The following is a 22374-nucleotide window of genomic DNA, read 5'->3' on the forward strand; positions in this document are numbered from 1 at the left end:
GACTCATGGCGGCCCAGGTACGCGTTCTTCGTCAACGGATTCGCTCGGCGAAGGGGATGAAGAAGATCACCAAGGCGATGGAGCTCGTGGCGACGAGCCGGATCGCCAAGGCCCAGGCCCGGGTGCAGGCGTCCCTGCCGTACGCCCAGGCCATCACCGGCGTGCTCACCGCGCTGGCGTCCAACGCCCGGATCGACCACCCGCTGCTCACCCCGCGCGAGCGGGTGCGGCGGGCGGGCGTCCTGCTGGTAACCAGCGACCGGGGCCTGGCCGGCGGTTACAGCTCCAGCGCGATCAAGAAGGCACAGTCGCTGATCGCCCGCCTGCGCGCCGAGGGCAAGGAGCCCGTGCTCTACGTCATCGGCCGCAAGGGCGTCGCGTTCTACCGGTTCCGGGACTGGCCGATCGCGGCGAACTGGACGGGCTTCTCGGAGCAGCCGACGTTCGCCGACGCCCGCGAGGTGGGTGAGACGCTGATCAAGGCGTTCACCGCCGGCGCGGACGACGTGGACGGCGGCGCCGGGGCGGACGGGGTGCTGGGGGTCGACGAGTTGCACATCGTCTACACCGAGTTCCACTCCCTGATGACCCAGACGCCGGTCGCGAAGATCATCGGCCCGATGCAGGTCGAGGACCGGCCGCGGTCGGAGGGCCTGCTCCCGGCGTACGAGTTCGAGCCGGAGGCGGAGTCGCTGCTCGACGCGCTGCTGCCGAAGTACATCAACACGCGGATCTACGCGGCGTTGCTGGAGTCGGCGGCGAGCGAGTCGGCGGCCCGGCGGCGGGCGATGAAGAGCGCCACCGACAACGCCGAAGAGATGATCGAGAAGTACACGCGCGAGATGAACTCGGCCCGCCAGGCCGGGATCACCCAGGAGATCAGCGAGATCGTCGGCGGCGCGAACGCGCTCGCCGCGTCGGGAAGTGAAGTGTGATGACTGTATCCGCAGTTGCTGGTGGACCAGCTGAGACCAAGACGGCCACGGGTCGCGTGGTCCGGGTCATCGGCCCGGTCGTCGACGCCGAGTTCCCGCGCGACGCCATGCCGGCCCTGTTCAACGCCCTGCACGTCAACGTGATGCTGTCGGGCGGTGAGAAGACGCTGACCCTGGAGGTCGCCCAGCACCTGGGTGACAACCTGATCCGCGCGATCTCGATGCAGCCGACCGACGGTCTGGTCCGCGGCACCGTGGTGCGCGACACCGGCTCGCCGATCACCGTGCCGGTGGGCGACGCGGTCAAGGGCCACGTGTTCAACGCGATCGGCGAGTGCCTCAACCTCACCGAGGGCGAGACGCTGAACGCCGACGACCGCTGGGGCATCCACCGCAAGGCCCCGGCCTTCGCGGACCTGGAGCCGAAGACCGAGATGCTGGAGACCGGCATCAAGGTCATCGACCTGCTCGCCCCGTACGTCAAGGGCGGCAAGATCGGCCTGTTCGGCGGCGCGGGCGTGGGCAAGACGGTGCTCATCCAGGAGATGATCACCCGCGTGGCGAACAACTTCGGTGGTACGTCGGTGTTCGCCGGGGTGGGTGAGCGCACCCGTGAGGGCAACGACCTCATCGCCGAGATGACCGAGTCCGGCGTCATCGACAAGACCGCACTCGTCTACGGCCAGATGGACGAGCCGCCGGGCACCCGGCTGCGCGTCGCCCTCTCCGCGCTGACCATGGCGGAGTACTTCCGCGACGTGAAGAAGCAGGAGGTGCTGCTCTTCATCGACAACATCTTCCGCTTCACCCAGGCCGGTTCCGAGGTGTCCACCCTGCTCGGCCGCATGCCGAGCGCCGTGGGTTACCAGCCGACCCTGGCCGACGAGATGGGCGAGCTCCAGGAGCGGATCACCTCCGTCCGGGGCCAGGCCATCACCTCGATGCAGGCGATCTACGTGCCGGCGGACGACTACACCGACCCCGCCCCGGCCACCACGTTCGCCCACCTCGACGCGACCACCAACCTGGAGCGGTCGATCTCCGACAAGGGCATCTACCCGGCCGTGGACCCGCTGGCGTCCTCGTCCCGGATCCTCGCCCCGGAGTTCGTCGGCGCCGAGCACTTCGCGGTCGCGACCGAGGTGAAGCGGATCCTGCAGAAGTACAAGGACCTGCAGGACATCATCGCCATCCTCGGCATCGAGGAGCTCTCCGAGGAAGACAAGATCACCGTGCAGCGCGCGCGGCGGATCGAGCGCTTCCTGTCGCAGAACACCTACGCCGCCGAGCAGTTCACCGGCGTGCCGGGTTCGACGGTCCCGATCGCCGAGACCATCGAGGCGTTCAAGAAGATCAGCGAGGGCGAGTACGACCACTTCCCCGAGCAGGCCTTCTTCATGTGCGGTGGTCTCCAGGACCTGGAGCAGAAGGCCGCGGAGCTGATGAAGTAGACGACCGTCACACCCGCGAGGACCGCCCCGGCAGCTACCGGGGCGGTCCTCGCGGCATTCAAGGCCCTATGATCTCCGCTGTCCGGTTGCCGAGCCGGTGGTTGCGTCGTGGGCGGGGTACCGTCGTTCCACGCCGTCCCCCGGCGAGTGACAAATACTGCAACCTTTCGGCTGCGTGCGCCCGTCTCCTCTTCGTGGGCGTGACGAACGGAGATGCTCGTGGGTAAGGCCGGCAAGGACGGCGGGAAGAAGCCGTCGGTGTGGTCTGGCGTGCCGAGGTGGGCGCGGATGTGCACGGTGTTCGGCGCCGTGCTCATGCTGCTCAGCGGCGCGGTGCTGGTGGGCTACGAGGCGCTGATGTCCCGGTACGAGGGCGCGGTCGGCAAGGGCGACCTGTTCGGCGACCAGGCCGCGGGCGCCCAGGAGCGCAAGAGCGACATCAAGGGCCCCCTCAACATCCTGCTGGTGGGCATCGACCCGCGCGAGCCGGAGACCCCGCCGCTGGCGGACTCGGTCATGGTGCTGCACGTGTCGACCGAGCTGGACCGGGCGTACCTCTTCTCACTGCCCCGCGACCTGCGGGTCGAGATCCCGAAGTTCAGCAAGGCGGAGTTCCACGGCGGCACCGACAAGCTCAACGCCGCGATGTCGTACGGCAGCCGGGTGCCGGGCCAGAACCCCGACGCCGCCCGCGGCTTCGAGCTGCTGGCCAAGACCGTGCAGCAGGTGACCGGGATCGAGCGCTTCGACGGCGGCGCGATCATCAACTTCACCGGCTTCCAGAAGATCGTCGACGCGATGGGCGGCGTCGACATGTACATCGAGCGCGAGGTGCGCTCCGAGCACCGCGAGCCGAGCGGGGTGCACCGCAAGGGCAATCCCTACGGCGATGGCTACATCGGCCCCCAGGCGGTGTACAAGAAGGGCAACCAGCATCTCAGCGGCTGGCAGGCGCTGGACTACGTCCGGCAACGGTACCCGAAGAACGGCGTCCCGGACGCCGACTACGGCCGGCAGCGCCATCAGCAGCAGTTCATCAAGGCGATGGTCAACCAGGCGTTCAGCGCCGACGTGGTGACCAACCCGATCATGCTGGACAAGGTGATCCGGGCCGCCGGGCAGTCGCTGATCTTCAACGGGCGGGGCAACAGCGTGATCGACTTCGCGATCGCCCTCAAGTCCATGCGCGCCGACAGCGTCGAGCTGATCAAGCTGCCGGGGGAGAACATCGGCACCGGGTCGGCGTACCGGGGGGAACGGCTGCGGCCCGAGGCCGAGGACTTCTTCACCGCCCTGGAGAAGGAGCAACTGGACGCGTTCCTGCTGGAGCATCCGGACTTCCGCAACAAGACGAAGTAGCGCGGTCCGGGCGCGGGTGGCGCAGCTTACGCCACCCGCGTTCGGCGTCTTCGGGGGGCGCGACTAGACTTTCGACAATCCGCCGCCGCAGCAAGGAGACAGCGTGGCAAAGCAGCTTCACGTCGAGCTCGTAGCCGTCGAGGAGAAGGTCTGGTCCGGTGAGGCCGAGATGGTCGTCGCCCGGACGACCGAGGGTGAGCTGGGTGTGCTGCCGGGGCACGCGCCCCTGCTGGGCCAGCTCGCCGAGCCCGGCCAGGTCCGGATCAAGCTGGCCGGTGGCGAGCAGGTCTCGTACGAGGTGGCCGGTGGTTTCCTCTCCGTGAGCAGCGAGGGTGTCACCGTGCTCGCCGAGAGCGCCACCCCGGTCTCCGCCTCGCAGAGCCGCTGAGCCGACCCCTCGATGGAGATCGTGGAGGGGATCGGGATCGGCTTCGCCGCCGTGATCGCCGCTCTGCTGATCCTCTTCGTCCGACGGGCGCTGGTCACCCGCACCGGCGGGATCATCCGGCTCAGCGTCCGGGTCTCCACGATGCTCGACGGCCGGGGCTGGTCGCCCGGGTTCGGCCGGTTCGCGGGCGATGAGCTCCGGTGGTACCGGATGTTCTCCTTCGCCCTGCGCCCCAAGCTGGCGCTGTCCCGGAAGACCCTCGCGGTGGAGCGCCGGCGGCTGCCCGAGGGGCAGGAGCGCCTCTCCATGCCCGCCGACTGGGTGATCCTGCGGTGCACCAGTGAGCACGCCCCGGTGGAGATCGCCATGGCCCGCTCCACCGTCACCGGCTTCCTCTCCTGGATCGAGGCCGCCGCCCCCGGGGCGGCCACGCCCCGCCTGGCATCCCAGGACTGGCCCGCCGCCTGACCCCGCCCCACCCCGTACCCCGTACCCGGCGATCTTGCACTTAGGGCCCGGGCGCAACGGACAAAAGGCGCGTTACCGGGGCCCTGACTGCAAGATCGCCGGGTTCTGGTGGGCGGTCAGGTCGTGGAAGCGGTCAGTTCGACCTCGTAGCCCTAGGGGTTCGTCAGGTGGGCCGCGTGGGTGTTCGGGCCGCCGGCGTGTGGGTGGCGGTCCGGGAAGAGCAGCGTCCAGCCATTGGCCGGCGCGGCCGCGACCAGCCGGTCCACGTCAGGCCCGGGGCGAGCCGGTCGTGGTTTCGCCCGGACAGCGCGGGGGACTCCTCCAGCACCAGGTACGTCGGGCCGAGCCGCCAGGACCGGCCCGCCGGCGCCGATGCTCAGCGCTTACCGCCCGGCACCCACAGCACGTCTCCTGCCGGATTTGCCGCTCTTGACAGGATAAAGAGCAGATCGGAGAGCCGGTTGAGATACTTTGCCGGGAGGATGCTGGTCCGGTCGGGGTCCTGCGCGACCAGCGCCCATGCCGCACGCTCAGCCCGCCGGGCGATCGTCCGTGCCACGTGCAGCAGCGCCGCTCCCGCGGTGCCGCCGGGGAGGATGAAGGAGTCGAGCTTGCTCAGGCGTGCGTTGTACTCGTCGCACCACCCCTCGAGACGGTCCACGTACTCCTCGGTGACCCGCAGCGGCGGGTACTCCGGGTCCGGCTCCACGGGGGTGGACAGGTCGGCGCCGACGTCGAACATGTCGTTCTGGATCGACCCCAGCACCGCCCGCAGCTCGTCGTCGAGCTGCCCCAGCGCGATCGCGACGCCGATCGCGGCGTTGCACTCGTCGACGTCCGCGTACGCGGCGATCCGCGGATCGGTCTTCGGCACCTGCTCGTTGTTGCTCAGCCTGGTCATGCCGGCATCGCCGGCCCTGGTGTAGATGCGCGTGAGGTGGACGGCCATGACGCACAGCCTACGGATACCCGACCTGACCATCCCCGCTCGGCCGACCCCGACCCGGCCGGCCGGGGTCGGCCCCGGCGACGCCGGGGACCCGGCGGTCAACGACGTCGACGTGATCCGGGTCTCCGGGAACGCCCGGCTCGCCGGGACGGTGCACGTCGTCGGGGCGAAGAACTCGGCCCTCAAGCTGATGGCCGCCGCGCTGCTGGCCCCCGGGCGCAGCGTCATCACGAATGTCCCCCGGATCACCGACATCGCCATCATGGGCGAGGTGCTGCGCCGGCTGGGGTGCGGCGTCCGGTTCGACGCGGACGACCCCGTCGACCCGATGGTGGCCCGGGGCGGGGTGGCCCGGTCCCGGTCAGTCACCGTCGACGTGCCGGACCGGCCCGGCGCGGAGGCCGACTACGACCTGGTCCGCCGGCTGCGCGCGTCGATCTGCGTGCTCGGCCCGCTGCTGGCCCGCCGAGGCTACGTCCGGGTGGCCCACCCCGGCGGGGACGCCATCGGCTCCCGGGGGCTGGACATGCACATCGCCGGGCTGACCCGGATGGGCGCGGACATCTCCGGCGAGCACGGCTTCGTCATCGCCGCCGCCCCGGACGGCCTGCACGGCGCGGACATCGTGCTCGACTTCCCCAGCGTCGGGGCCACCGAGAATCTGGTGATGGCCGCCGTGCTGGCCCGGGGCGCGACGGTGATCGACAACGCGGCCCGGGAGCCGGAGATCGTGGACATCTGCTCGATGCTGATCCGGATGGGTGCCCGGATCGAGGGGGAGGGCACCTCCACCCTGCACATCGAGGGGGTACCGGAGTTGCGGCCGGTGCGGCACGCGACCGTCGGCGACCGGATCGTCGCCGGGACCTGGGCGTTCGCCGCCGCGATGACCCGGGGGGACGTCACCGTGACGGGGATCGACCCGGGCTTCCTGGAGGTCGCGCTGGACAAGCTGATCTGCGCCGGTGGCCTGGTGGAGACCCGCGGCGACGCCTTCCGGGTACGGGTCGACGAGCGCCCCCGGGCGGTGGACGTGGTCACCCTGCCCTACCCGGGCTTCGCCACCGACCTGCTGCCGATGGCGATCGGGCTCGCCGCGGTCAGCGACGGCGCGTCCCTGATCACCGAGAACATCTTCGACGGCCGGTTCATGTTCGCCAACGAAATGATGCGGCTCGGCGCGGACATCAAGACCGACGGCCACCACGCCGTGGTCCGCGGCCGGGACATGCTCTCCGGGGCACCCGTCCGGGCCACCGACATCCGCGCCGGCGCCGGGCTGATCATCGCCGGGCTCTGCGCCGACGGGGTCACCGAGGTCTCCCACGTGCACCACGTCGACCGCGGCTACCCGGACTTCGTCGCCGACCTGCGGGCGCTGGGCGTGGAGGTCGAACGCGGCAGCGCGCCGGAGGAGCCGGCGCTGGAGATCTGACCGCGGCAGACCTGACCGCGGCGCGGTCCGGGCCGCCGCCGGTGGCCTGCCGTCCGACGGTCGCCCGCCGGCTGGCTTAGCCATCGTTCAGGGTCGCCGATAGGGTGCAGGCAGACACTCAATCAGGCGAGGGAGAAGCAGATGGCGGGTCGACTCGCGGTCGTCGGGTCCGGGCTGATGGGCTCCGGCATCGCCCAGGTGGCGGCGCAGGCGGGCTGGCAGGTGACGCTGCGGGACCTGGACGACGCGGCCACCGGGCGCGGGCTGGCGGGCATCCGGAAGTCGCTGGAGAAGTTCGCCGAGAAGGGCAGGATTGAGGCCGGCGAGGTCGAGGCGACGTTGGGCCGGATCACCCCGACCACCGACCTGGAGGCGGTCGCCGACGCGGACATCGTCGTCGAGGCGGTGTTCGAGCGGCTGGAGATCAAGCACGAGGTCTTCCGGGCGCTCGACAAGATCTGCAAGGCCGACGCGGTGCTCGCCACCAACACCTCGGCCATCCCGGTCACCCAGATCGCCGCCGTGACCGAGCGCCCGGAGGCGGTCGTCGGCACGCACTTCTTCTCCCCGGTGCCGATGATGAAGCTCTGCGAGCTGGTGCGCGGGTACAAGACCAGCGACGAGACCCTGGCCGCCGTGAAGGCGTTCGCCGAGGAGATCGGCAAGACCGTCGTCGTGGTGAACCGGGACATCGCCGGGTTCGTCACCACCCGGCTGATCGCCGCCCTGGTCGTCGAGGCGGTCAAGCTGGTCGAGTCCGGCGTGGTGTCGGCCGAGGACCTGGACACGGCCTGCAAGCTCGGCTTCGGCCACGCGATGGGCCCGCTGGCCACCACCGACCTGACCGGCGTGGACGTGCTGCTGCACGCCTCGAAGAACATCTACACCGACACCGCCGACGAGAAGTTCTTCCCGCCGGAGCTGCTCCAGCGCATGGTCACCGCCGGCGACCTGGGCCGCAAGACCGGCAAGGGCTTCTACACGTACTGACGCCGCACCGACCCCTGATCCGTTCCCGCTCGGGGCCGGGTCAGGGGCGCGGCGGCGTGAGGGCGGCGGCCAGGAACGAGAAGGCCGCCGGGACGACCGTGCCCCAGTAGACGAAGTTGTGCCGGCCGTCGGCGTACTCGGCGTGGACCGGGGGTTCGGGCAGGGCGCGGGCCAGGGCCCGCACGTCGCGCAGCAGGCCGTCCTGCCGGCCGCACCAGAGCCCGACCGGCGTGCCGCGCAGCCGTGCCACGTCGGTGAAGACCGCGTCCCCGGGGCTTACTGCGGGGGAGAACGCGGCCACCGCGCGCAGCCAGCCGGGGAAGGTCTCGGCGAGCAGCAGTGATCCGAAGCCGCCCATCGACCAGCCCCACGCAGCGACGCGGCTCGTGTCGAAGCCGCGCTCGGCACACCAGGCCGGCAGCTCCTCGCGCACCATCCGCTGCGGGTCGTCCGCACCGGAGCGCCGCCAGGAGAGCCGGCCGCCGGTCGCCCCGGCGAGTGCGAACGGCGGCGCGCCCCGGCGCACCGCATCCGTGAGGAACCGGGCGAGCCCGAAGCGCGCGTAGTCGCGCGGGGTGGACGATGCGCCGTGCAGCACCAGGCAGACCGGCAGCCCCCGCCCGTCGCCGTGCCCGGCCGGCACGGCCGTCCAGAAGTCGACGGCACGGCCCCGGGCCGCCGACTGCCGTCGGATCAGCCGCGCATCGCCGGCCGGGGCGTCGGGCAGCGCCGGTGCCGGCCCCGGGCGCGGGCGGGTCAGCTCCTTCGCCGCCGCGCCGCCGACCACGGCCAGCGCCGCCGTGGCGGCCCCGGCCAGGAGCAGCCGTCGCCGCGTCGGTCCCGCCACCACAGGCACAGTCTGCCAGCCCCGGCCTCGGCCCGCCGCCCACGCAACTGGGTCTTCTGCGATCGGATCATGCCCGGCGGCCGGCGGTGCCACCTCCGGCCCGACCACGACGGCGGGTGCTCCCGAAGGCCGAGGACGCGGCGAGGGGCGGGCCGGTGGGGCGGGGCGCCTCCCTCAGCCGTCGCGCTTGGTGGTCCAGCGGAAGGTGGTGAGGCAGAGCACGAGGCCGATCACGCACCACAGGGCGAGGACGATGGCGACCCGGCCCAGCTCGAAGGACCCGGCCGGCTCCTGGGCGCCGAAGCTCTCGGGCAGGAAGACCGCCCGCAGCCCCTGGCACATCCACTTCAGCGGGAAGAGGGCCGCCACCTGCTGCATCCAGCTCGGCAGGTTGGTGAAGACGAAGAAGACCCCGGAGGTGAACTGGAGCACCAGGGCGATGGGCGTGACCACGGCGGAGCCGCTGCGCGCCGTGCGGGCCAGCGAGGAGATCGCGATGCCGCACAGGGTGCACGCGGTGACCCCGAGGAGGGAGACCCAGCCGAAGGTGAACCACCTGCCGGCCGTGCCGGGCAGATCCAGGTCGAACACGGCGACCGAGACGGCGAGCAGCAGGGCGGTCTCGGCGACGCTGATCGCCACCACCATGAGCACCTTGCCGGCGAACCACACCCACTTCGGCATCGGGGTGCCCCGGTAGCGCTTGAGCACCCCACGGTCCCGCTCGATCGGGATCCAGATGCCGAGGTTCTGGAAGCTCCCCGTCATCAGGCCGGTGGCGATCATGCCGGTGATGAAGTACTGCGTGTAGCTGACACTGGGGGCGATCTCATCGCTGAAGATGGCCGCGAAGATCAGGATCATGATGATCGGGAAGCCCATCGTGAACACGACGGACTCCCGGCTGCGCATGAACTGGGTGATCTCCAGCCGGCCCTGGCGCAGGGCGAGCGCGCCCGCCCCGAGCCGGCGGGCCGGTGCGGCGGGGTCGACCGGGGCCGCGGGCCTGGTGGTGGTGGTCATCAGTGTCCGATCATCTTCAGGTAGACGTCTTCCAGGGTCGGCCGGGTCACCGTCAGCCCGGGGACCTCGCCGCCGAAGCGCGCGGCCAGCTCCGCCACCAGGCGCGTCGGCGTCGCGCTCTCCGCGGTCTCCACGACCCCCTCGGGGGTACGCCAGGAGACCGTCGCCAGGGCCTCCTGCCGGTTGCCGAGCTGGTTCGGCGGGGCCACCTCGACCAGCCGGCCGGCGGCGATCACCCCGACCCGGTCGGCCAGCGCCTCGGCCTCGTCCAGGTAGTGCGTGGTGAGCACGATGGTGGTGCCGGCGGCGGTCAGGTCCCGGATCAGCTCCCAGAACTCGCGCCGGGCCTCCGGGTCGAAGCCGGTGGTCGGCTCGTCCAGGAACAGCAGCTCGGGGCGGCCGATGATGCCGAGCGCGACGTCGAGGCGGCGCTTCTGCCCGCCCGAGAGGGTGTGCGTACGGGCCTTCGCCTTGGCCCCCAGGCCGACCCGCTCGATGACCTTCGCCGGGTCGTCCGCGTCGGGGTAGAAGCCGGAGAAGTGCGAGACCAACTCGGCGACGGTCAGTTCGTCGAACTCGCCGGTTCCCTGGAGCACGATGCCGACCCGGGACCGCCAGTCGCGGGCGGGGTGTCGTGGGGTGCGCGAGGAGCGAGCTTGCGAGCCCCGCAGTCGCGACCCGAAGGCGAGCCCGGGGTCGCTGCCCAGCACGGAGACCTCGCCGGCGTCGCGCTGCCGGTAGCCCTCCAGGATCTCCACCGTGGTGGTCTTGCCCGCGCCGTTCGGCCCGAGCAGGGCGAACACCTCGCCGCGGTGGACCGCGAGATCCACGCCCGCCACCGCGACGTTGTCGCCGTACGCCTTGCGCAGCCCCCGGACGGAGATTGCGAGCTCGTCATCCATGCCGTCAAGTGTGCGTCGTGCGGGCCGGTCGGCGGCGCCCGGGGTGCCGGCCGTCCCGCACGTTCCGGTGCTGTTCAGCCCGCCGCGTCCCATGGACCTGTGCGGTTTTTCACCAACCCAGGTGACTTAACGGTAACTTAGACTCCCGCCATGGACGAGAAGGCTCCCCCCGGCCGGCTTCCCGAGCGCGAGCGTCCGTGGGTGATGCGCACCTACGCCGGGCACTCCTCGGCCGCCGCGAGCAATGCGCTCTTCCGCCGCAACCTGTCGAAGGGGCAGACCGGCCTGTCGATCGCCTTCGACCTGCCCACCCAGACCGGGTACGACCCGGACCACGAGCTGGCCGCCGGCGAGGTCGGCCGGGTCGGCGTGCCGGTGGCCCACCTCGGCGACATGCGGGCCCTCTTCGACGGCATCCCGCTCGCCGAGATGAACACGTCCATGACCATCAACGCGCCGGCGATGTGGCTGCTCGCCCTCTACGGCGCCGTCGGCGCGGAGCAGGGCGTCGAATTGGCCCGCTGCGCCGGGACCACACAGAACGACATCATCAAGGAGTACCTGTCCCGGGGGACGTACATCTTCCCGCCGGCCGCGTCGCTGCGGCTGACCGCCGACGTCATCGCGTACGCGCTGCGGGAGATGCCCCGGTGGAACCCGGTGAACATCTGCTCGTACCACCTGCAGGAGGCCGGCGCGACGCCGGTGCAGGAGGTCGGGTTCGCCCTGGCCACCGCCGTCGCCGTGCTCGACGCGGTGCGCGACGCCGGCCAGGTGCCGGCCGAGCGGATGGGTGACGTGGTCGCCCGGATCTCGTTCTTCGTCAACTCCGGGGTGCGCTTCGTCGAGGAGATCGCCAAGATGCGCGCGTTCGGCGCGCTCTGGGACGAGATCACCCGGGAGCGGTACGGCGTCACCGACCCGAAGCAGCGCCGGTTCCGGTACGGCGTGCAGGTCAACTCGCTCGGCCTGACCGAGGCCCAGCCGGAGAACAACATCCAGCGGATCGTGCTGGAGATGCTCGGCGTCACCCTGTCCCGGGACGCCCGCGCCCGCGCGGTGCAGCTCCCGGCCTGGAACGAGGCGCTCGGCCTGCCCCGGCCGTGGGACCAGCAGTGGTCGCTGCGCATGCAGCAGGTCCTCGCGTACGAGTCGGACCTGCTCGAATACCCGGACCTGTTCGCCGGCTCGCACGTGATGACCGCGCTGGTCGACGGGATCGTCACCGGGGCCCGGGCCGAGCTGGACAAGGTGCTGGAGATGGGCGGCGTGGTGGCGGCCGTCGAGACCGGGTACCTCAAGAGCGCGCTGGTCGGCTCGCTGGCCGAACGCCGCCGCCGGCTGGAGGTCGGTACCGACGTGGTGGTCGGCGTCAACCGGTTCACCGAGACCGAGTCGTCGCCGCTGACCGCGGCCGGTGCCGAGGCGATCGAGCAGGTCGATCCGGCGGTCGAGGCGGCGGCCGTGGCCTCCGTACACGAGTGGCGGTCCGGCCGGGACGGCGCGGCGGTAGACGCGGCGCTCGACCGGCTGCGCGCGGACGCCGCGACCACCGCGAACCTGATGCCGGCGACCCTGGCGTGCGTGCGGGCCGGGGTGACCACCGGCGAGTGGGCCGGCGCGTTGCGCCAGGTCTTCGGCGAGTACCGGGCGCCGACCGGGCTGGCCGGCGCGACGATCGGGGTGGGCGGCGACAGCGGCCTGGCCGCCGTCCGGGAGCGGGTCGCCACCACCGCCCGCGAGCTGGGTGCCGGCCGGCTGCGGCTGCTGGTCGGCAAGCCCGGCCTGGACGGGCACTCCAACGGCGCCGAGCAGATCGCGGTACGTGCCCGCGACGCCGGCTTCGAGGTGATCTACCAGGGCATCCGGCTGACCGCCGGGCAGATCGTCGCCGCCGCCGTGGAGGAGGACGTCGACCTGGTCGGCCTGTCCGTGCTCTCCGGCTCGCACCTGGACGCCGTGCCGGCGGTGCTGAACGGCCTGCGCGCCGCCGGCCGGGGCGACCTGCCGGTCGTGGTCGGCGGCATCATCCCGCCCGGCGACGCCGAGGCGCTGCGCGCCGCCGGGGTGGCCCGGGTGTTCACGCCGAAGGACTTCGCGCTCACCGGCATCATCGACGACCTCGTCACCGTCGTCCGCGCCGCCAACGGCCTGTGAGCAGGGGCCCCGGTACGGGTGTCAGCGGCCGTCGTACGTCATGCAGTCGGCCATGTCGTTGTCCGGGCCGACCCGGATCGCCGGGGCGTGGCACTCCAGCTGGGAGTTGTGCCGGCAGTCCGACCGCTGACACGCGCCCACCTGGGCGATCAGCGTCTCGATGCCACCGCGGACCGGCATCTCGACGAAGGTGTGGCAGTGGGCGTGGTCCGCGCTGCCGATCGTGATGGCGAACGCGTGGCAGTCGCCGGTGCTGTTGTAGGCGCAGGCCGCGACCACGCATTCCTGGACGCGGGGCATCTCCATCGCCGTAGTCATGACGGCCTCCTCTGGGTTCTCATCGACTCCCTTCCGACACTAGGCTTTTGTCGCATTTGATGTTGATGATTGGTCAGCCCGGCCACCCGCTCGGATCGTTGCCACCCGGCCGTCGAGGGACCTTCCGATCGGCGCGGCCCCCCGATCGGGCCGCCGTGGTCAACCGGCGGGGCCGGGCGGCGTCGCCGCCAGCACCTCGGAGAGCGGAGCCGGGGTGAGCCCCCGGTCGGCCAGCCCGGCCAGGATGCGCGGCAGCGCCTCGTCCGTCATCGGGGCGTTCGCCTCGGTGACGTGCAGGACGACGACGGAGCCGGGGCGTACCCGGGACAGCACCGCGTCGACGATCGGCCGCCAGGACCGCGCGAACGGGTCGCCGCTGACCACGTCACCGTCCACCACCGTGACGCCCAGCGGCGCCAGCTCGGTCAGGGCCGTGCGATCGTGGCAGAGCCCGGGAAAGCGGAAGTACCGGGTCTGCCGCCCGCCGTACGGGGCGATCACGTCGAAGGTCCGGGCCACGTCGGCCGCCATCCGCTGCCGGGGGATCGTCGGCAGCTGGTAGCAGTCCGAGGTGAAGGCGAGATGGCCGTACGTGTGGTTGGCCAGCTCGAAGCGCGGGTTGGCGGCCAGGCGACGGGTGACGTCGGGGTACTCCTCGACCCACTTGCCGGTCAGGAAGAAGGTGGCCGGCACCCGTTCCCGCTCCAGCAGGTCGACGATCGCCAGGTTCGCGTACGACCGCACCGCACCGCTGCGTAGTTGGTACCGCATCGCGTCGGTCATGTCCGCGTCGAAGGTGAGCGCCACCTTGTCGCCGGTGCGCGGCCCGTGGTCCACCACCGGTGGCCGTCGCCCGACCCGGCTCGCACCCGGCACCGTCGCCGTCCCCGGGTCTGGCCGACCGCTCGGCACGGGTGACGGTGCCGGCTGTCCGGTCGGCTTCGCCGAGTCCCCGGCCGGGCCGGTACGCGGGCTGCCGGAGCCGGTTACGGCCCCCGAGGGCGCCAGCGCCCGGATGATGGCGGCGTGACCGGTTTCGCGTACGGGGGTCGGCGCGGCCAGCAGCGCGGCGACACCGGTCAGGGCGGCGAGCGTCGCCACCAGGGGGACGCGGGAGTTCTTCACAGGCACCGGCAGATGATCTCAACGGACCACCCCCACCCGCTGACCCCATCACCCTTGACCGATTCCGTCAGCGCCCAGCGGGGGTGATCAAGAGGTTTGTGTCGGATGGCGCCTCGACTCCGACGCAAACCCCTTGATCACCGTGTCGAGGCCGGGGGTGGGCGGGGCCGGAGTGAGGTTTGGGGCGGTTTGGGGGTGTGACCGGGGGCATCCGTCCGGCGGAACACCGGCCGGCCCCGGGTCGTTACACATGGCAGACGATCGAGCAGCGCACCCCGCCCGAACCCCCGTGACCCCCTCGGGGAATGCGGGTCGGCCGCCGGTCGTTACACATGGACCCGCCGCCACCAGCACCCCCTCCCGGGTGTGGTGAGCCGCGCCGGACGACTTTCCCCCCTTTTTGATCTGTTGGGCGCCTCGACGTGGTGCTCACACCCCCGCCCCCTCCCCCCGGGGCGGTGCGTGTGTCGACCCCCGATTGGAGACACCCCCATGAACACGATCATCCGTAAGAGCGTTCTCGGCATCGCCGGTCTCGCCTTCGCCGGCGGCGTGTTCGCCGGCCCCGCCACCGCCCACACCACCCCCACCACCGAATCCACCCCGACCGCCGTCGCCGTGCAGGCCGACAAGCCCGGCGTGGACAAGGCCAAGCTGATCCCGCACGGCGTGCAGGGCGCGCAGTCCCGCATCGACCTCGACGCCGAGCAGACCGCCAACGTCAAGGCGATCATCGCCGCGACGAAGAAGGCCGGCATGGACGAACGGGCCGCCGTCATCTCCATCGGCACCGCACTGCAGGAGTCGAAGCTGGAGAACCTGGGCCACCTCGGCGACCGCAACGACCACGACTCGCAGGGCCTGTTCCAACAGCGCCCCACCTCCGGCTGGGGCACCCCCGAACAGATCACCGACCCCGAATACTCCACCCTCGCGTTCCTGAAGGGCCTCAAGCAGGTCGACGGGTGGCAGGACATGCCCCTGACCCAGGCCGCGCAGACCGTGCAGGTGTCCGCCTACCCCGACGCGTACGCACAGTGGGAACAGCAGGCCGCCGACCTCGTCACCGAACACTGGAACAGCTGACACCAACCGAACAGCCAACCGGCCGGGCCCCCGACAAGGGGCCCGGCCGGCGGCGTCTGCGGAAACAGGGTCCAGGGCGGTGAGGTGGGTGGGTGTCAGACGCGGAAGCCGGCGGCTCGGGCGGCCTGGCGTTCGCGGCGGCGGTCCTTGCGGCGGCGAAGGAACCAGAAGAGGAAGAGGACGAAGCCGACCAGGAAGGCCAGCACCAGCACCGGCAGGATGATCGCGACCAGGGACATCACGATGCTGGTGGCGTCCTCGGCGGTGCTCGCGACCGGGGCGCCGACACCGGCGGTGGTCGCGTTGATCACCGGGCGGGCGGCGGACTTGAGCAGGTGTACGCCGAGGGCGATGAGCACGCCGGTCACCACCGGCACCCACTGGCTGGACGAGAAGAAGTGGCCGGGGTCGCTGACCGTGACCGTCTCGGAGCTGGAACCGGCACCGAAGGCGAGCCCGCCCGCGGTCGGCCGCACCACCGTCTGGACGACGTCGTTGACGTGGTCGACGACCGGCACCTTGTCGGCGACGACCTCGACGGTGAGCAGCACCGCGAGGATCACCATGACCCAGCCGTTGCCGAGCCACTGCCAGCCGCTGGGAAGGTTGATCAGGTCGGTGTAGCGGGCCAGCAATCCCATGGTGAGCAGGGGTATGTAGGCGTTCAGGCCCGCCGATGCGGCGAGCCCGGTACCAGTGAGCACTTCGAACACCGTCTCAGCATGGCACCGCCACGCCAGTGCCGCTCGACGGCGGAGGTCGGGGTCTCCGCTACCCTCGTCGGGTGCGGTTGGTGATTGCGAAGTGCTCGGTGGACTACGTCGGACGGCTCTCGGCTCACCTGCCGCTGGCCACTCGCTTGTTGATGGTCAAGGCGGACGGGTCGGTGTCGATCCACGCCGATGACCGTGCGTACAAGCCGTTGAACTGGATGAGCCCGCCCTGTCGGCTGGAGGAGGCCCCCGGCGTCTGGCGGGTGGTGAACAAGGCCGGCGAGGAGCTGCGGATCACCCTGGAGGAGATCTTCCAGGACACCTCGTACGAGCTGGGCGTCGACCCGGGCCTGCGCAAGGACGGCGTCGAGGCGCACCTGCAGGAACTGCTGGCGGCCAACCCGACCGCCCTGGGCGAGGGGTTCACCCTGGTCCGCCGGGAGTACATGACGGCGATCGGACCGGTGGACCTGCTCTGCCGGGACGCGGCGCAGGGCGCGGTCGCCGTCGAGGTGAAGCGGCGCGGCGAGATCGACGGGGTGGAGCAGCTCACCCGCTATCTCGAACTGATGAACCGCGATCCGCTGCTCGCCCCGGTCAGCGGCGTCTTCGTCGCCCAGGAGATCAAGCCGCAGGCCCGGGTGCTGGCGACGGACCGGGGCATCCGCTGCGTGGTGGTCAACTACGACAAGCTGCGCGGTATCGAGCGCGACGAGCTGACCCTGTTCTGACCGGCCGCCGGCCCACCCCGGTCAGCGGCGGCGGCCGTACATCAGCTTGGTGACCTTGATCAGGCGGGCGACGTCGGCCGGGGTGCGCTCGAAGGTCATCGCCGGCAGCAGCGACCGGGCCCGGCGGCGGGTGACCGCCTTGGCCCGGCCGAACTCGCGCAGCCCGTCCTCGCCGTGGATCCGGCCGAAGCCGGAGTCGCCGACCCCGCCGAACGGCAGGGTGGACATCCCGGCGAAGGTCAGGGTGGAGTTCACCGCGGCCATCCCGGAGCGCAGCCGCCGGGCGATGGCCACCGCCCGCCGCCGGCCGAAGACCGAACCACCCAGGCCGTACGGGAGGGCGTTGGCGCGGGTGATCGCCTCTTCGGCGTCGCGGACCCGGTTGATGGTCAGCGTCGGGCCGAAGGTCTCCTCGCGGACGGCGGCGGAGTCCTCCGGCACCTGCACCAGCACGGTCGGGTGCACGTACGGTGGCCGTACCGCGTCCGCGCCGCCGAGCACGGCCTGACCGCCCCGGGCCAGCGCGTCGTCGATGTGCCGGCGGATCACGTCGAGCTGGGCGGGCATGGTGATCGGGCCGATGTCGGCCCCCTCGGCGCCGACGGTCAGCCGGCCGGCCCTCTCCACCACCTTGCCGACGAAGGCGTCGAAGACGGGCTCCACCGCGTACACCCGCTCGATGCCGATGCAGGTCTGGCCGGCATTGGTGAGCGCGCCCCAGACGCACGCCTCGGCTGCGGCGTCCAGGTCGGCGTCGCTGTCGACGATCATGGCGTCCTTGCCGCCGGCCTCCAGCAGCACCGGGGTCAGCGACTCGGCGCAGGCCGCCATCACCTTTTTGGCGGTGGCCGTCGAGCCGGTGAAGGCCAGCTTGTCGACCCCGGAACGGCACAGCGCGGCCCCGATGTCGCCGAGGCCGTGCACCACGGTGAACACCGGATGCTCCGGCACCACCTCGGCGAAAACGTCGGCCAGCCACTGGCCGACGGCCGGGGTGTACTCGCTGGGCTTGAGGACGACGGCGTTGCCGGCGGCGAGCGCGTACGCCGTGGAGCCGATCGGCGTGAAGACCGGGTAGTTCCACGGGCCGATCACCCCGACCACCCCGTACGGCACGTATTCCAGGTGGGCGGAGAACTCGGCGAGGATGAGCCGGGAGCGCTTCCGGCGCGGCCCGAGCACCCGGCCGGCGTTGCGGGCGGCCCAGTCGATGTGCTCGATCGCGGTGAGTACCTCGACGATGGCGTCGGGGACGGGCTTTCCGCCCTCGGCGTGCACCAGTTCAGCCAGCTCCTCGATCCGCCGGGCCAGCACGCCGCGCCAGCGCAGCAGCCGCTCCCGGCGGCCGGTGAAGCCGAGCCCGGCCCACCAGGCAGCCGCCTCCCGGGCGCGGTCCACCGCCGCCGCGACGTCGGCCGCTGCCGCGGCCGGCAGCCGTCCCACCTCCGCGCCGGTGGCGGGGCTGGTCGACACCAGCCGACCGTCCTCGATGATCGGGGCACCCGGGACACGCACAGCCGTCATGGCGGAAGTCTAGACCCGGAAGCTACCCGCTGGTAGGTCTCCGGTGGCCGGGAGGCCGACGTCGCGCCGCCCGGAAGCCACCCCCCGGACGGCCCCGAGGGCCGGTGGCGTCGGCAGCGCCGAAACCCGACTGGCGGGACAGGCCGGATGGCTCTGGTGGGAGCCGAACCGGCTAACCGGAGATGACCGGGCGGGGTCGCGGAGGTGACCGGCCGGTGGTGGGGACGGCTACCACGTGATGGCACGCTGACGCCGGGACACCGGGGGCAGGAGGCTGACCGTCCATGAGGGATCTTCCGGAACTGATGCCGCTGCTGACCGTGGCGGGCGGACCGATGCGTGGGGCGAGCTTCCGGCTCCGCACGGAGCCGCAGGTGATCGGCCGCGCGTCTACGGTGGACATCGCCGTCGACGATCCGCACCTGAGCCGTCGGCACGCCAGTGTGCGGTTGACCGTCGGCGGGGTGACGCTGGTGGACCTGGAATCCACCAACGGCACCTGGCTCAACGACCGGCGGATCGACGGGCCGGAGCAGCTCTCCGACGGGGACGTGATCCGGCTGGGCCGCACCGAGCTGCGCTTCTTCGACCCGGGCCTGGCCCGGACCGACCCGGTCGGGCTGCGGCTGGGCCCTGCTCTGCGGAGCCGTGACCGCCGCCCCACCCTCCCGCTGCCGCTGGCCGCCCCGCCCGCCGCCCGCACCTGAGGCAGCCGACCTCGACGGCGCCCGGCCGCACCCACCTCGTGAAATACCCCACCGTGACTCGACAACCGAACGTCACGTGGCAGACTCGCGCGCATAACCCTTAGCGACCGTTCAGCGGTCTCGTGGAGCACTGGGAGGCCGGTCGTGGCGCGCGAGTTCACCAGCGTGGGTGTCGTGGGGCTGGGCACCATGGGCGCGGGGATCGTCGAGGTCTTCGCGCGCAACGGCATCGACGTGGTCGCGGTCGAGATCTCCGACGGGGCCCTGGAGCGCGGCCGGGCCAACCTCACCGGATCGACCGACCGGGCGGTCGCCCGGGGCAAGCTCGCCGAGGCCGACCGGGACGCCCTGCTCTCCCGGGTGGACTTCCAGGTGGGCCTGGACGCGCTGCACTCGGTGGACCTGGTGATCGAGGCCGTCCCCGAGCACCTCGACCTGAAGCAGCGGCTCTTCGCGGAGCTGGACCGGATCTGCCGGCCCGAGGCGATCCTGGCGACCAACACCTCCTCGCTGTCGGTCACCGAGATATCGGTCGCCACCGGGCGGCCGAACCAGGTCATCGGCATCCACTTCTTCAACCCCGCCCCGGTCATGAAGCTGGTCGAGGTGGTCCGCACGGTGGTCACCTCCGCCGAGGTGGTCGCCGACGTGGAGGCGCTCTGCGCCCGGCTCGGCAAGGTCGACGTCACCATCAACGACCGGGCCGGCTTCATCGCCAACGCGCTGCTGTTCGGGTACCTCAACCACGCCGTGGCGATGCACGAGGCGCACTACGCCACCCGCGAGGACATCGACGCCGCCATGAAGCTCGGCTGCGGCCTGCCGATGGGCCCGCTCGCGCTGATGGACCTGATCGGCCTCGACACGGCGTACGAGATCCTGGACACCATGTACCGGCGGGGCGGGCGGGACCGCCGGCACGCGCCGGTGCCGCTGCTCAAGCAGATGGTCACCGCGGGACTGCTCGGCCGGAAGTCCGGCCGGGGCTTCTACACGTACGAGCGGCCGGGCTCGCCGAAGGTCGTACCGGACGAGCGGACGCCGGCGGGGCCGGCACCGGCCGACGGCGCGCCGGCCATCGCGAAGGTCGGGGTGGTCGGTTCCGGGACGATGGCCACCGGGATCATCGAGGTCTTCGCGAAGGCCGGCTACGAGGTCGTCTCGGTGACCCGGGGCGCGGAGAAGTCCGCGAAGGTCTGCGAGGCGGTCAAGACCTCGCTGAACAAGGGCGTGGTGCGGGGCAAGCTCAGCGAGCACGACCGGGACGCCGCCCTCGGCCGGGTCACCTGGTCGGCGACCCTGGACCACCTCGCCGACGTCGACCTCGTCGTCGAGGCCGTGATCGAGGAGCTCAGCGTCAAGAAGGCCCTGTTCGCCAGCCTCGACGAGATCTGCAAGCCGGGCGTCGTGCTCGCCACGACCACCTCCTCGCTGCCGGTGATCGACGTCGCGATGGCCACCCACCGGCCGGCCGACGTGGTGGGGCTGCACTTCTTCAACCCGGCGCCGGTGATGCCCCTGGTGGAGATCGTGCGGACCATCCGCACCTCCGAGGAGACCACCGCCACGGCCCGCGCGGTCTGCGCGGCGCTGGGCAAGACCGGCGTGGTCTGCGCCGACCGGTCCGGCTTCGTCGTCAACGCGCTGCTCTTCCCGTACCTGAACGACGCGGTGAAGATGCTGGAGGCCAGCTACTCCACCGCCGACGACATCGACCACGCGATGAAGCTCGGCTGCGGCTACCCGATGGGCCCGTTCGAGCTGCTCGACGTGGTCGGCCTCGACGTCTCGCTGGCCATCCAGCGCGAGCTGTACCTGGAACTGCGCGAGCCCGGCTTCGCCCCGGCCCCGCTGTTGGAGCACCTGGTCACCGCCGGCTACCTGGGTCGCAAGACCGGGCGCGGGTTCCGCGACCACACCCGCCGCTGAGCGGGTGAACGCCGGGCGGACGTCGCCCCGGAGTGCGCCGAGGGGCCTGGCCGGGGCCCCGCTCGCCGACGACCTCACCGGGCCCGGGGCCTGGAACTGACCGTACGCTTGGTGACTGTGAGCCCCCGTCGTAACCGCCCCCGCCGGGACGAGCACGTCCACCTGAACGCCGACCAGGCCCGACACGGCGTGCCCACCGTGCAGCAGTGGCGCGACGGCGACTGGCAGGTGCGCGGAATCAGCGGCGGGGCGTCGGCCAAGACGTACCGCTGCCCGGGTTGCGACCAGGAGATCCGCCCGGGGGTGGCGCACCTGGTGGCCTGGCCGGCGGACGACCGGGGCGACCTGACCGACCGCAGGCACTGGCACAGCGGCTGCTGGCGGGCGCGGGACCGGCGCGGCCCGGGGGTCCAGCGCGGCCGGGGCGCCCCCCGGTACGGCTGAGCGATCTGGATCACCCCGTTTCCGCCCCGCCGGGCGCAGACGGCGGCGGCGCGGGAGACTGGTGCGGTGAGCACACCGATCCGCGCGTCGTCGATCCTGCCCGGGCACCGTGAGGACATCGAGCTGCACACCGCGGACGGTCTGCGGCTCGTCGGCGAACTGGCCCGGCCGGCGGACCGGGCGCCGGTCGGCACGCTGGTCTGCCTGCACCCGCTGCCCACCCACGGCGGGATGATGGACAGCCACGTGTTCCGCAAGGCGGCCTGGCGGCTGCCGGCGCTGGCCGACCTGGCCGTGCTCCGGTTCAACACCCGGGGCACCAGCAGCCTGCGCGGCACCAGCGAGGGCGCGTTCGACAACGCGGCCGGCGAGCGCTTCGACGTGGCCGCCGCCATCGAGTACGCCGAGTTCGCCGAGCTGCCCAACATCTGGCTGGTCGGCTGGTCGTTCGGCACCGACCTGGCGCTGAAGTACGGCTGCGACCCGGCGGTGGCCGGGGCGATCCTGCTCTCCCCGCCGCTGCGCTTCTCCGCCCCCGGCGACCTCGCGCACTGGGCCGAGAGCGGCAAGCCGCTGACCGCCCTGGTGCCCGAGTTCGACGACTACCTGCGCCCCGACGAGGCCCGCGAGCGCTTCGCGGCGGTGCCGCAGGCCGAGCTCGTCGGGGTGCCCGGCGCGAAGCACCTGTGGGTCGGCGACGCCGAGACCGTGCTCGACGAGATCGTCCGCCGGGTCAACCCGGCCGCCCCGCTGCCCCTGCCGCGCACCTGGGACGGCCCGATCCAGACCGGTGACGTCAGCGCGTACGCCGACCGGACGGTCGCGTCCTTCGCCGACACCCCGGTCCCCGGCCCGCGCGCGGACTGACCCGCCCGCGCCGGAGCCGGGCGACC

Annotated in this window: 22 protein-coding genes; 14 read left to right on the plus strand and 8 right to left on the minus strand. The window is 71.9% G+C overall.

Annotated features, from left to right (window positions below):
- Positions 1 to 5: 5 nt before the first annotated feature.
- The 5 genes from ABT023_RS12035 to ABT023_RS12055 all read left to right on the plus strand — a co-directional run bounded on the left by ABT023_RS12035 (position 6) and on the right by ABT023_RS12055 (position 4601).
- A complete protein-coding gene (locus ABT023_RS12035) occupies positions 6 to 935 on the plus strand; it encodes a F0F1 ATP synthase subunit gamma (RefSeq protein ID WP_350884443.1) in 930 nt (309 codons plus the stop codon).
- Positions 935 to 2386, plus strand: a complete 1452-nt coding sequence (atpD, locus tag ABT023_RS12040) for a F0F1 ATP synthase subunit beta (RefSeq protein WP_350884444.1) — start codon at positions 935 to 937, stop codon at positions 2384 to 2386. Before ABT023_RS12035 ends, atpD begins: the two co-directional genes overlap by 1 nt.
- Positions 2387 to 2599: 213 nt before the next feature.
- The gene (locus ABT023_RS12045) at positions 2600 to 3745 is read left to right on the plus strand and encodes an LCP family protein (protein ID WP_350884445.1); all 1146 of its coding nucleotides are present in this window, start codon (positions 2600 to 2602) and stop codon (positions 3743 to 3745) included.
- Between the two features lie 103 nt (positions 3746 to 3848).
- Entirely contained in the window at positions 3849 to 4133 is a 285-nt protein-coding gene (locus tag ABT023_RS12050; protein WP_350884447.1) for a F0F1 ATP synthase subunit epsilon, read from the plus strand.
- A 12-nt stretch (positions 4134 to 4145) separates the two neighbouring features.
- Complete coding sequence (locus ABT023_RS12055; protein ID WP_350884449.1) at positions 4146 to 4601, plus strand: DUF2550 domain-containing protein; 456 nt, start codon at positions 4146 to 4148, stop codon at positions 4599 to 4601.
- Positions 4602 to 4977: 376 nt separating this feature from the next.
- On the opposite strand, the gene ABT023_RS12065 is transcribed toward ABT023_RS12055, so the two are convergent.
- Entirely contained in the window at positions 4978 to 5550 is a 573-nt protein-coding gene (locus tag ABT023_RS12065) for a cob(I)yrinic acid a,c-diamide adenosyltransferase (protein ID WP_350884451.1), read from the minus strand.
- Here ABT023_RS12065 and murA point away from each other — a divergent pair.
- Both murA and ABT023_RS12075 read left to right on the plus strand, forming a co-directional pair.
- Positions 5549 to 6985: a UDP-N-acetylglucosamine 1-carboxyvinyltransferase gene (gene murA / locus ABT023_RS12070; RefSeq protein ID WP_350884453.1), complete on the plus strand. Its 1437-nt coding sequence runs from the start codon at positions 5549 to 5551 to the stop codon at positions 6983 to 6985. The two genes, ABT023_RS12065 and murA, sit on opposite strands and share 2 nt — an antisense overlap.
- Positions 6986 to 7126: 141 nt before the next feature.
- Entirely contained in the window at positions 7127 to 7975 is an 849-nt protein-coding gene (locus ABT023_RS12075; protein ID WP_350884455.1) for a 3-hydroxyacyl-CoA dehydrogenase family protein, read from the plus strand.
- 40 nt (positions 7976 to 8015) lie between these two features.
- Here the strand turns inward: ABT023_RS12075 and ABT023_RS12080 are convergent, their stop codons facing one another.
- The 3 genes from ABT023_RS12080 to ABT023_RS12090 all read right to left on the minus strand — a co-directional run bounded on the left by ABT023_RS12080 (position 8016) and on the right by ABT023_RS12090 (position 10747).
- Complete coding sequence (locus ABT023_RS12080; RefSeq protein WP_502890654.1) at positions 8016 to 8822, minus strand: alpha/beta hydrolase; 807 nt, start codon at positions 8820 to 8822, stop codon at positions 8016 to 8018.
- A 174-nt stretch (positions 8823 to 8996) separates the two neighbouring features.
- Positions 8997 to 9845, minus strand: coding sequence for an ABC transporter permease (locus tag ABT023_RS12085; protein ID WP_350884459.1), 849 nt, complete (start codon positions 9843 to 9845; stop codon positions 8997 to 8999).
- Entirely contained in the window at positions 9845 to 10747 is a 903-nt protein-coding gene (locus tag ABT023_RS12090; protein WP_350884461.1) for an ABC transporter ATP-binding protein, read from the minus strand. The genes ABT023_RS12085 and ABT023_RS12090 overlap by 1 nt, the downstream gene beginning before the upstream one ends.
- Positions 10748 to 10897: 150 nt before the next feature.
- On the opposite strand from ABT023_RS12090, the gene ABT023_RS12095 reads away from it, so the two are divergent.
- On the plus strand, positions 10898 to 12904 hold the full coding sequence (locus tag ABT023_RS12095) for an ethylmalonyl-CoA mutase (RefSeq protein ID WP_350884463.1): 2007 nt from the start codon (positions 10898 to 10900) through the stop codon (positions 12902 to 12904).
- Between the two features lie 21 nt (positions 12905 to 12925).
- Here the strand turns inward: ABT023_RS12095 and ABT023_RS12100 are convergent, their stop codons facing one another.
- Positions 12926 to 13222, minus strand: a complete 297-nt coding sequence (locus ABT023_RS12100; protein ID WP_350884464.1) for a DUF1540 domain-containing protein — start codon at positions 13220 to 13222, stop codon at positions 12926 to 12928.
- A gap of 159 nt (positions 13223 to 13381) precedes the next feature.
- Positions 13382 to 14353 (minus strand): polysaccharide deacetylase family protein, encoded by a 972-nt coding sequence (locus tag ABT023_RS12105; protein ID WP_350884465.1) that lies wholly within the window; start codon positions 14351 to 14353, stop codon positions 13382 to 13384.
- Positions 14354 to 14839: 486 nt separating this feature from the next.
- Between ABT023_RS12105 and ABT023_RS12110 the strand changes: the two genes are divergently transcribed.
- Complete coding sequence (locus ABT023_RS12110) at positions 14840 to 15433, plus strand: hypothetical protein (RefSeq protein WP_350884466.1); 594 nt, start codon at positions 14840 to 14842, stop codon at positions 15431 to 15433.
- A gap of 95 nt (positions 15434 to 15528) precedes the next feature.
- Here the strand turns inward: ABT023_RS12110 and ABT023_RS12115 are convergent, their stop codons facing one another.
- The gene (locus ABT023_RS12115; RefSeq protein ID WP_350884469.1) at positions 15529 to 16146 is read right to left on the minus strand and encodes a DUF4126 domain-containing protein; all 618 of its coding nucleotides are present in this window, start codon (positions 16144 to 16146) and stop codon (positions 15529 to 15531) included.
- A 71-nt stretch (positions 16147 to 16217) separates the two neighbouring features.
- Here ABT023_RS12115 and nucS point away from each other — a divergent pair, with 71 nt between their 5' ends.
- Entirely contained in the window at positions 16218 to 16877 is a 660-nt protein-coding gene (gene nucS, locus ABT023_RS12120; RefSeq protein WP_350884471.1) for an endonuclease NucS, read from the plus strand.
- A 21-nt stretch (positions 16878 to 16898) separates the two neighbouring features.
- Here the strand turns inward: nucS and ABT023_RS12125 are convergent, their stop codons facing one another.
- Positions 16899 to 18401 (minus strand): aldehyde dehydrogenase family protein, encoded by a 1503-nt coding sequence (locus ABT023_RS12125; RefSeq protein ID WP_350884473.1) that lies wholly within the window; start codon positions 18399 to 18401, stop codon positions 16899 to 16901.
- A gap of 284 nt (positions 18402 to 18685) precedes the next feature.
- Between ABT023_RS12125 and ABT023_RS12130 the strand changes: the two genes are divergently transcribed.
- The 4 genes from ABT023_RS12130 to ABT023_RS12145 all read left to right on the plus strand — a co-directional run bounded on the left by ABT023_RS12130 (position 18686) and on the right by ABT023_RS12145 (position 22348).
- Positions 18686 to 19108 (plus strand): FHA domain-containing protein, encoded by a 423-nt coding sequence (locus ABT023_RS12130; RefSeq protein WP_350884475.1) that lies wholly within the window; start codon positions 18686 to 18688, stop codon positions 19106 to 19108.
- 144 nt (positions 19109 to 19252) lie between these two features.
- Positions 19253 to 21037 (plus strand): 3-hydroxyacyl-CoA dehydrogenase family protein, encoded by a 1785-nt coding sequence (locus ABT023_RS12135; RefSeq protein WP_350884477.1) that lies wholly within the window; start codon positions 19253 to 19255, stop codon positions 21035 to 21037.
- Positions 21038 to 21199: 162 nt separating this feature from the next.
- On the plus strand, positions 21200 to 21481 hold the full coding sequence (locus ABT023_RS12140; protein WP_396670725.1) for an Rv1322 family protein: 282 nt from the start codon (positions 21200 to 21202) through the stop codon (positions 21479 to 21481).
- 66 nt (positions 21482 to 21547) lie between these two features.
- Positions 21548 to 22348, plus strand: coding sequence for an alpha/beta hydrolase (locus ABT023_RS12145; protein ID WP_350884481.1), 801 nt, complete (start codon positions 21548 to 21550; stop codon positions 22346 to 22348).
- Positions 22349 to 22374 lie beyond the last annotated feature (26 nt).

The organism is Micromonospora sp. NPDC002296 (genome assembly GCF_040296145.1).
GTDB lineage: Bacteria > Actinomycetota > Actinomycetes > Mycobacteriales > Micromonosporaceae > Micromonospora.

Excerpts from the sequence above, each read along its gene's own strand:
- ABT023_RS12035 (WP_350884443.1), top strand. The coding sequence starts at position 6 with ATGGCGGCCCAGGTACGCGTTCTTCGTCAACGGATTCGCTCGGCGAAG.
- atpD (WP_350884444.1), top strand. The coding sequence starts at position 935 with ATGACTGTATCCGCAGTTGCTGGTGGACCAGCTGAGACCAAGACGGCC.
- ABT023_RS12045 (WP_350884445.1), top strand. The coding sequence starts at position 2,600 with ATGCTCGTGGGTAAGGCCGGCAAGGACGGCGGGAAGAAGCCGTCGGTG.
- ABT023_RS12055 (WP_350884449.1), top strand. The coding sequence starts at position 4,146 with ATGGAGATCGTGGAGGGGATCGGGATCGGCTTCGCCGCCGTGATCGCC.
- murA (WP_350884453.1), top strand. The coding sequence starts at position 5,549 with ATGACGCACAGCCTACGGATACCCGACCTGACCATCCCCGCTCGGCCG.
- ABT023_RS12065 (WP_350884451.1), bottom strand. The coding sequence starts at position 5,550 with ATGGCCGTCCACCTCACGCGCATCTACACCAGGGCCGGCGATGCCGGC.
- ABT023_RS12075 (WP_350884455.1), top strand. The coding sequence starts at position 7,127 with ATGGCGGGTCGACTCGCGGTCGTCGGGTCCGGGCTGATGGGCTCCGGC.
- ABT023_RS12085 (WP_350884459.1), bottom strand. The coding sequence starts at position 9,845 with ATGACCACCACCACCAGGCCCGCGGCCCCGGTCGACCCCGCCGCACCG.
- ABT023_RS12090 (WP_350884461.1), bottom strand. The coding sequence starts at position 10,747 with ATGGATGACGAGCTCGCAATCTCCGTCCGGGGGCTGCGCAAGGCGTAC.
- ABT023_RS12095 (WP_350884463.1), top strand. The coding sequence starts at position 10,898 with ATGGACGAGAAGGCTCCCCCCGGCCGGCTTCCCGAGCGCGAGCGTCCG.
- ABT023_RS12100 (WP_350884464.1), bottom strand. The coding sequence starts at position 13,222 with ATGACTACGGCGATGGAGATGCCCCGCGTCCAGGAATGCGTGGTCGCG.
- ABT023_RS12110 (WP_350884466.1), top strand. The coding sequence starts at position 14,840 with ATGAACACGATCATCCGTAAGAGCGTTCTCGGCATCGCCGGTCTCGCC.
- ABT023_RS12125 (WP_350884473.1), bottom strand. The coding sequence starts at position 18,401 with ATGACGGCTGTGCGTGTCCCGGGTGCCCCGATCATCGAGGACGGTCGG.
- ABT023_RS12130 (WP_350884475.1), top strand. The coding sequence starts at position 18,686 with ATGAGGGATCTTCCGGAACTGATGCCGCTGCTGACCGTGGCGGGCGGA.